The following is an 11641-nucleotide window of genomic DNA, read 5'->3' as shown; positions in this document are numbered from 1 at the left end:
CAGAACAACTATCATTTATTTTATAACCTGTTTTTAAAAAAATACAATAATAAAAAATTAAAACACTGACAATGAGACATATAAGAAATAAATTCTTTTGGTTTTATTTTTTATCGGACATTAATGAAATGAATTAGAACAATATGCTTTTTAAAATAAAATTACTATCTAGTCTATTCTTTTTAATCCATCTTAATTTATTTTCTCAAAGTGAAGAGAATAAATATATTGATCAAAATGGTTTTTACAAAATAAATATTATATCAAAAAAAGATACAATCTCTTTTCTGACTACAAATACGGATAAAAAGACAAAAAAACCAACAATTCTATTTTTACAAGGATCATTAGCAAAACCCATAATTTTTCATGATTCAACTGGAGCAAGCGTTACAGCATTTCCTTTTGAAATTGAAGAATATTTAAAGAAATTTAATTTCATTATTATTGCCAGACATGGAATTCCATTAGTAGGTTCATATGAAAAAGATAGTGAAGGTTTTTATAATAAAAAAGGTGAGATTCCTATTGAATTTATTAAAAATGACAATTTAAAATATAGGACATTTCAAGCCAAATCTGTTCTTAACTACCTTTATAAACAGAAATGGGTACAAAAAAATTCGATATTTGTTATTGGTCATTCAGAAGGATATAGAGTAGCGGCTAAACTTTCTGAAAATAATAGAAAAATAGCTAAGTTGGTTTGTATGTCAGCAAATCCGTTTAATAGAATAGCTGAATACGTTTTAAAATCCCGGATAGAAACCTTATCGATATCTTCGGATAGTTTACTTCAAAAAGAAATTGAACAAGATATTCGTAGTTTTAAAAGTATTCCTCAAAATATTGAAGAATATAAAAATGACTATGAAGTATATAATAAGATGAGTTACAATAGTGTACTTTCCTTTGAAAGTTTGTTACAATTTAAAAATCCTATTCTTGTTACTTATGGTACAGAGGATATTGGTTCGTTAAATAATGACTTACTTCCTTTTTTATTGAGAAAAAACAACTTACAAATGTTTGTTTATCCAGATTTGGATCATAATTATAATAAAAAAGAAGTAGATAAAAATGGTAACAAACTTGAGGATACTTATCATTGGGATAGTGTTTTTAAAGATATACAAAATTGGCTTTTAAAAAATTAAGTAAAAGAATAATTATAATTTATAAATGAAATATTGACTTCACTAATTTTTAGTTAGTGACCAATTTTTGTAATTTTGATTTTATTGCTAAATATTTACATAGAGAATATTTTTAGTCTGTGTTTTTTTTTATTTTTTTTGACGGTATCAGAATTATAATGTTAAATTGCGCTAGAATAAACATAATAAATTGAAAAAATTCATCAATTACAAACAGGCAGATCATAAAGATTGTGGGCCAACATGTTTAAAAATAATTGCCAGGCATTACGGTAAAACAATCCAGATTCAGGAGTTGCGAGACATAAGTGAAACAACTCGTGAAGGAAGTAATTTGCTTTTTTTAAGCGATGCTGCAGAGAAAATTGGTTTCAGGACTTTAGGAGTGAAATTAAATCTTGAAAGATTAAACGAAGCGCCGTTACCTTGTATTTTACATTGGAATAAAAATCATTATGTAGTGCTTTATAAAATTAAAAGAGGCACTTATTATATATCTGACCCTGCTTTTGGTTTAATTGAATATAATAAACAGGATTTTCTTAAATTCTGGATAGGCAATAACGCCGATGATGCTACTCAGGAAGGAATCGCCTTATTGATGGAAGCTTCTCCAAAGTTTTTTCAGTCTGAATTTGACAAAGAAGAAAATAAAGGATTAGGCTTTAAATTGTTATCGCAATATGTATTGCGATACAAATCATTTTTAACACAACTTAGTATTGGTTTATTAGCGAGTAGTTTGATTCAGCTAATTTTTCCGTTTTTAACCCAAAGTATTGTTGATGTTGGAATACAAAACCAAAACATTCATTTTATTTATCTCATTCTTTTTGCGCAGTTATTTCTCTTTGCCGGAAGAATAGGCTTAGAACTCATAAGAAGCTGGATATTATTGCATCTTTCGACAAGAATAAATATTTCGCTCATTTCTGATTTTTTCATTAAATTAATGAATCTGCCCATTTCATTTTTTGATGTGAGAATGACAGGAGATATCATGCAGCGTATAAATGATCATCGCAGGATCGAAAAAATCCTGACAACATCATCATTAAATGTGCTGTTTTCTGTAATTAATATGTTTGTTATGGGAGGAGTTTTAGCCTATTTTAACTTGCAGATATTTTTTGTGTTTTTTGCAGGAAGCATACTTTACTTCGGATGGATTACTTTATTTCTGAAAAGAAGAGAAGTGCTGGATTACAAACGTTTTGCTGAGATTTCGCAGGAACAAAGCAAAGTAATGGAACTGATTAACGGAATGCAGGAAATTAAACTCCATAATGCCGAAAAACAAAAACGTTGGGGTTGGGAATATGTTCAGGCAAGATTGTTTAGGGTTTCCATAAAAGGATTGGTTTTAGAACAAACCCAAACTATTGGTTCCTCTGTAATCAATGAGTTAAAAAATATTTTCATCATATTTCTTTCCGCAAAATTGGTAATTGATGGTTCTATAACGTTGGGAATGATGTTAGCGATAAGTTCAATAGTAGGAAGTTTAAACGGACCAATAACGCAACTTATAGAGTTTGTGAGAGAACTTCAGGATGCTAAGATTTCATTGGCAAGATTATCTGAGATTCATGAAAAAGAAGATGAAACCCAGCAGGAAGAACATCAAACAAGCGATGTGCCATATGATTGTGATATTGACATAAAAAATCTTTCCTACCGATATTTGGGATCTGATATTCCCGTTTTAGATAATTTAAGCCTGAATATCCCTGCCAATAAAGTAACCGCAATAGTAGGTGTCAGCGGAAGCGGTAAAACCACTTTAATGAAGTTGCTGCTTAAATTTTATGAACCTGAAAAAGGAGAAATTAACATTGGTAATACGCAACTAAAAAATATTTCACAAAAAGCCTGGAGATCAAATATAGGAGCAGTAATGCAGGAAGGTTTTATTTTTAGTGATACTATTGCTAATAATATTGCCATTGGTGTTGATAAAGTCGATAAAGGACGATTGGTTTACGCCGCTGATGTTGCCAACATAAAAGAATACATCAGTGGATTGCCACTTGGTTATAATACTAAGATTGGTGCCGAAGGAACAGGAATGAGTACAGGACAAAAACAGCGTTTATTAATCGCAAGAGCAGTTTATAAAAACCCTGAAATATTATTTTTTGATGAAGCAACATCTGCTTTGGATGCTAATAATGAAAAAGAAATTATGCAGAAACTGGATCTTTTCTTTAAAAATAAAACAGTTATTGTCATTGCACATCGATTAAGCACAGTAATGAATGCGGATCAAATCGTGGTTTTAGACAAAGGGAAAATCATCGAAATAGGAAATCATTCGGCTTTAGTGGAGCAAAAAGGGAATTATTTTGAGCTGGTTAAAAATCAATTACAATTAGGAAATTAAATCATGGCTGAAGATACTACATTCGAACTCAGAAGTGAAGAAGTTCAGGACATTCTCACCAAAGTACCACATTGGATGATCCGTTGGGGAACAGTTTTAATATTCGTAATTATTTTTATGCTGTTTTTCGTTTCGTGGTTTATCAAATATCCAGATGTTGTAAATACTGAAATTGTAATTACAACCAATATTCCGCCAGAGAAAATAGTGTCAAAATCTTCCGGCCGTATCGAAGCTATTTTGGTAAAAGATAAATCGATCGTGTCAAAAAATAGCACACTTGCTATTATCGAAAATACTGCCAATTACAAAGATGTTTTTTTATTAAAAAAAATAGTTGACGAATATAATATTAATAATCCCAAGAAAGCTTTCCCATTTGCTTTACTGAAAAATGCACAATTGGGTGAAATCGAAAGTGCCTTTGCTGTTTTTCAAAAAGATTATCAGGCAGAACAATTGAATAAAAATCTTCAGCCTTTTGAAGTAGAAAACAGAGCGCAGGTTTCTGAAAAAATTCAAATCAAGGAAAGACTGGAAATTCTGCAACAGCAAAAAGTAATTAACGAAAGCGAATTACAGCTTCAAAAAAATGAAATTGCCCGTTTTGAAACGTTATTCAATAAAGGCATTATTTCGGCTCAGGAAATGGAAGCTAAAAAATTAGGATATCTTCAGGCTCAAAAGAGTTATAAAAGCCTCTTAACGTCAATTTCTCAATTAAGGTCGTCTTTGATTGATAATTCAAAACTAAGTCAGAATTCGCAAATAAGCGGCACTAAGGAAGAAGTTACGTTAGGCAGAAACATGGCACAATCTTTTTATCAGCTTAAAAAAGTAATAAAAGATTGGGAATTGGCTTATGCTTTAAAATCATCGGTTAGCGGAGTAGTTACTTTTTTGCAGGTCTGGACTGAGAATCAAACCATAAATGTAGGTGATAATGTTTTTTCTATAATTCCCGATACTAAAAATGGGTTTGTGGGAAAAGTAAAAGCGCCGGCGTTGAATTCCGGAAAAATAAAAGTGGGACAAACAGTAAATATCAGATTAGCGAATTTTCCTGATCGTGAGTTTGGAGTGTTAAAAGGTAAAATTCGAAATATTTCTCTAGTTCCGGATAAGGATGGAAATTTATTACTGGATGTCGCCCTTCCAAACGGATTAATGACTTCTTATAAAAAACAAATCGTATTTCAGCAGGAAATGAAAGGAAGTGCTGAAATAGTAACCGAAGATTTACGATTAATCGAACGCATTTTATATCAGTTCAAAAGTATTTTTGAGCAAGTTTAGAATTAACCAAAAACCATTTAAATTAACCAAAACCATTTTTTTTATAATGAAAAAAACGTTACTTATTGTTTTTGTTTTATTAGTTCAAATTTCATTTTCGAAACCAATAACTGAAATTGAAAAATTAGCTGCAACGACTTATTAGAGATGGTAAGACAGCTGTAAAATCAATTAATCGATATAAATATCAAGATTTAAAAATTGAATATCCGAAGAAAGAAAAGTGGAAAATTTTAGAAGGGAATATTGGGTATGTTAATTTTGATGCCTTAGGTATTGAGGATGTGCCCAATTTAATAGATCAGCTTAAAAATACAAAAGCCATTATTTTTGATGACAGAAAAAAACCAAATAATGTAATGTATGCGCTTGCAGATTGGCTTAATCCGAAACCGACAGAATATGCAAAATATATTGATCCGGACATTACTTTTCCGGGAAGATATATTTGGAGATCAGGAAATGAAAATTTTGGCAAAGTTAATCCTGATAATTATAAAGGGAATGTAATTGTTTTAGTAGATGAAAATGCTATAAGTCATGCTGAACACGCGGCTATGGCTTTGCAAATGATTTCAACTACAACTGTAATAGGAAGCCAAACCGGAGGTGCAGATGGAGGAAATTATAAATTTTCGATCATAAAAGGATTTTCTTCTTCATTTACTTGTTATGGGGTTTTTTATCCTAATAAAAAAGAAGTTCAACGTATTGGGATTGTTCCTGATATTGAAGTAAAACCAACAATTTTAGGTATTCAGCAAGGAAAAGATGAGGTTTTAGATCGGGCTGTTCTTTTTGCGAAAAATGAAAAATAGGTAAACTATAATCTTTGTCAGAGTTCTAACTTTGGCAAAGATGCTTTTACATTTTTAAATAAAATTCTTTAGTCAGCTCAATGTATTCAGGCGTATAAACGTGTCTGTCAATTTCGATTGTTAATTCATCGATTTCAATGTCTGAAGTTTCATTTCGGCTAAAAGCCAACAAACTGCGTTTTACAGAAGAAGTTGGAGTTCCTTTTACTCGAGTAATTTTCAAAGGATATAATTCTGATTCTTTTGCTAATCTGATAAAATTTGCTTCTTCTTTGAACGGAAGTATCACGGCAAATATTCCGTTTTCTGAAAGTAATAAATCTGCCGCTTCAACTAATTCTTCAAAAGGCATTGCGTCTTGAAAACGCGCTAAATCACGTTGTTCATTTTCAGTCTTATAATCTTCAGAATAAAAAGGAGGATTTGAAACAATTAGATCGTATTCATCTTCCGGCTCTTCGATAAATTCATCTAATCCTGCGTGAAAACAAAATAATCGATCGCCCCACGGAGAATTTTCAAAATTATCAACCGCTTGTTCATAAGCTTCTTCGTCAATTTCAAGAGTGTCAATTTGTTCAGCATGAGTTCGCTGAGCAAGCATTAAAGCGATAATGCCGGTTCCCGCACCAATATCCAATACACTAAACGGATTATGATAAATAGGAGCCCAAGCACCTAATAAAACGCCATCAGTTCCTACTTTCATAGCGCATCGATCTTGTGCAACTGAAAATTGTTTAAATTGAAACATCAGATTAGAGGTTTAGTATTAATGAATGCTGATTTTTTTTAATGACAGATATAAAGGTTTTTGTTTCGATTAAACAAATAATCAATTAAACAAATCAACTTTTTTACAAGTACATCTCAACTAGCCCTTCAGGTAAATTCATGATCACTTTTTTATTCTCGCGGTCAATTTTCACAAGAAAATGATCAATCATAGGGATCAACATTTCGACTTCACCATTTAAAACTTCAAAAAGTGGTTGTGCGGTTGTATCATTTACAGCAGCAATTTTTCCAAAAACGCCTAAACGCTGGTCTTCGATTTCAAAACCAATTACTTCATGGAAATAAAATTTGTTACCGGAAAGTTTTGGCAACATATTTAAAGGAAGATAAATTGCATTACCCATAATGGCATCTGCATCTTCTTCGGTATTCATATCTTCAAAACGAATTCTAAGAAAATCGTTTTTGTGCAAAGAACTTTTTTCAATAAAAAAAGGAACCAGGTGTTTGTTGCATTCAACAAACACTGATTCCAGATTTTCGTATAACTCAGGTTCATCCGTGTCTAAATAAGCCAGGACTTCACCTTTGAAACTAAATTTTTTAGCGATCTTACCTAAATAAAAACAATCTTCTTTACGCATTCTCGCTAAATATAATTATGCTTCAGTTGTTTCGTTATTTTCTTCAGCAGCAGGAGCTTCTTCAGTTGATTCTTCAACTTCAGCAACTTCTTCTTCAACTGCAGGATTTGCAGCAGCGATAGCATCAGCTTCAGCTTGAGCTGCAGCAGCTAAACGTTTAGCATTAACTTCTTGTTCTGCTTTGAAAGATTTAGATTTAGCATCAGCTTGCGCTTTTGTTAGACCTTCTTTTTTAGCATCAACTTTTCCAGCTTTAGCATCTAACCAAGCAGATAATTTAGCATCAGCTTGTTCTTGAGTTAAAGCACCTTTACGAATACCTCCATCAAGGTGGTGTTTCAATAAAGCACCTTTGTAAGAAAGAATTGCTCTGGCTGTATCAGTTGGTTGTGCACCATTGTGCAACCATTTTACAGCACTATCAATGTTTAATTCGATAGTTGCAGGGTTTGTGTTTGGATTGTAAGTACCGATTTTCTCCAAGTATTTACCATCTCTTTTTGAGCGTGCATCCGCAGCTACAACCCAGTAAAAAGGTTTTTGTTTTTTACCGTGTCTTTGTAATCTAATTTTTACTGACATAATCGTATGATTAAATTTTGAGGTACTCGACCTCTGTTAATTAAGGGCGCAAAGATATAATTTTTTTATGAATTATCCGTTTCAAAATATATTAAAAATTATCGAGGTCGGTTTTTGCTGTTTTTAACTCCTATTACGGTCTCAAGGTATTCGCTAACACAGTACTTTTGCCTTAAATTCATTACTTTATGAAAAAATACTTATTCTTATTAATTGCTTCTTTTTTACTTGTGTCATGTACAGAAGATGTTAAATTTAATAATCCCGCATTTCAAAGCTTAAAAGATAATGTTTTTTGGAGAGCTCAAAATTATAAAGCTCATATCGAAACAAATGGAGATTTGATTATTGAAGGTTCATTAGGTTTTGAAAAAGTAACGTTTAAAATGCCTTCAACATCTTCAAAAACTTATATTCTTGGGGTTGATAATAGCACAACTGCAACCTACACTAATTTACAGCCTGAACAATTAGCAGAATTTACCACTGGAGAAAATAGAGGAAATGGGCAAATAGTAGTTACAGAATATAACGTTGAAAATCAAACTATTTCAGGGACATTTAAATTTAATGCAATAAATCTGGATGAAGCAGATCTTGCGAAAACCGAAATGAATTTTACAGAAGGTGTTTTTTATAAAATTCCGGTTTATCCTAATTTAGAGTATTAATATTAAGTTTTGAATTTAAGATTGTTCGATTTTATTCATTTTTATTTTTTTAAATCTAAATAAAAACATAAATAAACTAATATATAGTAGATTACAGAAAAAATAAGACTACATTTGCTACATTATTATAAATAAGTACATATGAACATTTTTGTTGGAAGTCTTCCATTCAGTATTGAGGAAGCAGATTTAAGAGAGTCTTTCGAGGCTTACGGAGCAGTAGATTCAGTTAAAATCATTACTGATAAATTTACAGGAAGAAGCAAAGGTTTTGGTTTCGTAGAGATGCCAAACGATGCAGAAGCTCAAAAAGCAATTGATGAATTGAACGGAGCTACTGTTCAAGGTCGTGCAATTGTTGTTAATAAATCTGAACCGAAACCTGAAGGTGAAAGAAGAAGCTTCAACAATAACAGTCGCGGTGGAGATTCACGCGGAGGTTATGGTGGAGGAAACAGCCGTGGTGGAAATGACCGTGGTGGTAACAGAGGAGGATATTAATATTTTTTTCTAAATATATAAAAGGGATCAACTTTCGTTGATCCCTTTTTTTATGCAATAAATTTTGTTTCAGGTTTTATTTGTTTCAGGTTTCAACGTTCCAACAACCTGAAACGTGAAACCTGAAACAAAATAAACTATAGATTAGCCACAAGCCAATCTCCAACTTCGCTTGTTTTGTATTTTTTTGATCCTTTTGGAGCTAAATCTTCAGTTACAATTCCTTCTTCTAATGATTTGTTTACAACTGCTCTGATCGCTTCGGCTTCGTCTTTTAGTCCAAAAGCATCTTCGAACATCATTGCTGCTGATAAAATAGTCGCTAACGGATTAGCAATATTTAATCCTGTTGCTTGTGGGTAAGATCCGTGGATTGGTTCGTATAATGAAGTGTGCTCTCCAACAGAAGCAGAAGGCATTAATCCCATTGAACCTGAAATTACAGAAGCTTCATCTGTTAAAATATCTCCAAATAAATTTTCGGTAATTAATACATCGTAAGAATTTGGCCATTGAACCAAACGCATGGCTACAGCATCAACAAATTCGTAAGAAACCGTAACTTCAGGATAATCTTTTTCCATTGCCTGAACTGTCTCTCTCCATAAGCGTGAAGTCTCCAAAACGTTTGCTTTATCAACGCAACATAATTTTTTGCTGCGTGTCATGGCAAGTTCAAAACCTTTTTTAGCCAAACGCTGAACTTCAACTCTTGTGTAGACACAATTATCAAATGCAGTTTCTCCGCCGTCTCTTCTTCCTTTTTCTCCAAAATAAATTCCGCCAGTTAATTCTCTTAAGAAAACCAAGTCAGTTCCTTCAATTCTTTCTCTTTTTAAAGGAGAATTGTCAATTAAAGATGGGAAAGTAAAAGTAGGACGAACGTTTGCAAATAAGCCTAGTTTTTTGCGCATTAATAATAATCCCTGCTCCGGACGAACTGGCGCGCTTGGATCGTTATCATATTTTGGGTGACCAATTGCTCCAAATAAAACAGCATCGGCTTTCATACAAATTTCGTGCGTTTCATCAGGATAAGGAACTCCAACGGCATCAATTGCTGCAGCACCGGTAAGAGCGGGTGTCCATGTTATTTCGTGATTGAATTTCTTTGCAATAGCATCTGATACTTTTACTGCTTCATTAATTACCTCAGGACCAATTCCGTCTCCTGCTAAAAGGGCTATGTTAAATTTCATTTTTTTTGTATTTATTATTTATTAAGGTTCAAAGTGGCAAAGGTTCAAAGTGGCAAAGGGAAAACTTTGTGCCTGTGTCCCTTTGAGCCTTTGTCCCTATTTTTAAGGAATTACATTCAACATTTTTTGAGTTGCAATAATCGCTGCAACAGTCTGATCTGAATCTAATCCTCTGGTTTTAAATTCTTTTCCGCTGTCATTGATCCAGGTGATAATAGTCTCGCATAAAGCATCTGAACTACTTCCCGGAGGGATTCGAACGGCATAATCAATCAGTTTTGGCAAAGTCAATTTTTTGCTTTTGTAGATTTTGGTTAGTGCATTCATGAAAGCGTCAAATTGTCCATCACCCTGAGCATGTTCTTCTATGATTTCTCCGTCAAGGTTTAAACTTAATGTTGTTGATGGGCGTGTTCCTTTAGAGTGAATTAATATATAGGACTCGATTGTAATTTTGTCCTGATAAGTATGACTGTCCAAAACATCTGATATAATGTATGGAAGATCTTCCTTAGTAACGGTTTCTTTTTTGTCGCCTAATTCGATGATTCTTTGGGTAACCAATTTCAAATCTTCATTATTTAGTTTTAAGCCTAATTCCTGAAGGTTTTTTTCGATATTGGCTTTGCCTGAAGTTTTTCCTAAAGCATATTTTCGTTTTCTCCCGAAGCGTTCCGGAAGTAAATCATTAAAATACAAATTATTTTTATTGTCACCATCGGCGTGGATTCCGGCAGTTTGTGTGAAAACGTTATCGCCAACAATTGGTTTATTGGCTGGAATTCTATATCCGGTAAAAGTCTCCACTAATTTACTTACGGTATATAAAGATGTTTCTTTGATATTGATGCTAACCTCCGGTAAATAATCATTTATTACGGCAACCGTGCTTTCAAGCGGAGCATTCCCGGCACGTTCACCCATACCATTTACGGTAACGTGAAGTCCGTTTATACCTGCTTTTACAGCTTCCATAACATTGGCAATACTTAAATCGTAATCGTTATGTGCGTGAAAATCAAAATGAATCTGAGGGTATTTTGCTCTAATTTTAGAAAGAAATTCAAAAGTCAGAGATGGAATTAGTATTCCTAAGGTATCAGGAAGTAAAATTCTTTTAATAGGCTGAGTCGCTAAGAAATCCAAAAACTGAAAAACATATTCAGGAGAATTTCGCATTCCGTTGCTCCAGTCTTCCAGATAAACATTGGTTTCAATGTTGTTTTCTTTCGCTAAAGCGATAATTTTTGCAATTTCAGAAAAGTGTTGTTCTGGTGTTTTCTTTAATTGATGCGTTAAATGATTCATTGAGCCTTTTGTCAACAAATTCTGCACTTTTGCGCCCGCTTTTATCATCCAATCAATTGAGACTCCTCCATCTACAAACGATAGAACTTCAATACGATTAATATATCCTTTTTCGGTTGCCCAGGATGTAATGCCTTTTACTGCTTGAAATTCTCCTTCGCTTACACGAGCAGAAGCAATTTCGATTCTATCAATATTTAATTCGTCTAACAATAATTGCGCAATGGTCAGTTTTTCTGCAGCAGAAAAAGATACTCCGGAGGTTTGTTCACCATCACGAAGCGTCGTATCCATTATTTCAATTTTTCTTTTTTCCATATTGATATTCTAATTTCTAATGGCTG

General features: G+C 32.9%; 11 protein-coding genes. 6 read left to right on the top strand and 5 right to left on the bottom strand.

Annotation, left to right across the window (positions count from 1 at the left end):
* The first annotated feature begins 143 nt into the window (after nt 1–143).
* From KHA90_RS21540 to KHA90_RS21525, 4 genes are all read left to right on the top strand, one after another.
* Nucleotides 144–1157: an acyl-CoA thioester hydrolase/BAAT C-terminal domain-containing protein gene (locus KHA90_RS21540; RefSeq protein ID WP_213306421.1), complete on the top strand. Its 1014-nt coding sequence runs from the start codon at nt 144–146 to the stop codon at nt 1155–1157.
* A 190-nt stretch (nt 1158–1347) separates the two neighbouring features.
* Complete coding sequence (locus KHA90_RS21535) at nt 1348–3540, top strand: peptidase domain-containing ABC transporter (RefSeq protein WP_213306418.1); 2193 nt, start codon at nt 1348–1350, stop codon at nt 3538–3540.
* A 3-nt stretch (nt 3541–3543) separates the two neighbouring features.
* Nucleotides 3544–4836 carry an HlyD family secretion protein gene (locus KHA90_RS21530; protein WP_213306415.1) on the top strand — a complete coding sequence of 431 codons (1293 nt, stop codon included), beginning with the start codon at nt 3544–3546 and terminating at the stop codon, nt 4834–4836.
* Nucleotides 4837–5120: 284 nt separating this feature from the next.
* Entirely contained in the window at nt 5121–5654 is a 534-nt protein-coding gene (locus tag KHA90_RS21525) for a S41 family peptidase (protein ID WP_213306412.1), read from the top strand.
* Nucleotides 5655–5700: 46 nt separating this feature from the next.
* Here the strand turns inward: KHA90_RS21525 and KHA90_RS21520 are convergent, their stop codons facing one another.
* From KHA90_RS21520 to KHA90_RS21510, 3 genes are all read right to left on the bottom strand, one after another.
* Nucleotides 5701–6408 (bottom strand): tRNA1(Val) (adenine(37)-N6)-methyltransferase, encoded by a 708-nt coding sequence (locus KHA90_RS21520; protein ID WP_213306409.1) that lies wholly within the window; start codon nt 6406–6408, stop codon nt 5701–5703.
* 103 nt (nt 6409–6511) lie between these two features.
* Complete coding sequence (rimM, locus tag KHA90_RS21515) at nt 6512–7036, bottom strand: ribosome maturation factor RimM (RefSeq protein WP_089477692.1); 525 nt, start codon at nt 7034–7036, stop codon at nt 6512–6514.
* Nucleotides 7037–7051: 15 nt separating this feature from the next.
* Nucleotides 7052–7618, bottom strand: a complete 567-nt coding sequence (locus KHA90_RS21510) for a 30S ribosomal protein S16 (RefSeq protein ID WP_213306406.1) — start codon at nt 7616–7618, stop codon at nt 7052–7054.
* Between the two features lie 188 nt (nt 7619–7806).
* On the opposite strand from KHA90_RS21510, the gene KHA90_RS21505 reads away from it, so the two are divergent.
* Nucleotides 7807–8289: a DUF6252 family protein gene (locus tag KHA90_RS21505; protein ID WP_213306403.1), complete on the top strand. Its 483-nt coding sequence runs from the start codon at nt 7807–7809 to the stop codon at nt 8287–8289.
* A gap of 141 nt (nt 8290–8430) precedes the next feature.
* A complete protein-coding gene (locus KHA90_RS21500) occupies nt 8431–8790 on the top strand; it encodes an RNA recognition motif domain-containing protein (RefSeq protein WP_026982652.1) in 360 nt (119 codons plus the stop codon).
* Between the two features lie 137 nt (nt 8791–8927).
* On the opposite strand, the gene leuB is transcribed toward KHA90_RS21500, so the two are convergent.
* Together leuB and KHA90_RS21490 are read right to left on the bottom strand one after the other, a co-directional pair.
* On the bottom strand, nt 8928–9989 hold the full coding sequence (gene leuB, locus KHA90_RS21495) for a 3-isopropylmalate dehydrogenase (RefSeq protein ID WP_213306400.1): 1062 nt from the start codon (nt 9987–9989) through the stop codon (nt 8928–8930).
* A 102-nt stretch (nt 9990–10091) separates the two neighbouring features.
* Nucleotides 10092–11615 (bottom strand): alpha-isopropylmalate synthase regulatory domain-containing protein, encoded by a 1524-nt coding sequence (locus tag KHA90_RS21490; RefSeq protein ID WP_213306397.1) that lies wholly within the window; start codon nt 11613–11615, stop codon nt 10092–10094.
* Between the last annotated feature and the right edge of the window lie 26 nt (nt 11616–11641).

The organism is Flavobacterium psychroterrae (assembly GCF_018380615.1).
GTDB classification, from domain to species: Bacteria; Bacteroidota; Bacteroidia; order Flavobacteriales; family Flavobacteriaceae; genus Flavobacterium; species Flavobacterium psychroterrae.
The sequence above is the reverse complement of the archived record's forward strand: the minus strand, read 5'-3'. Positions and strand labels throughout refer to the sequence as shown.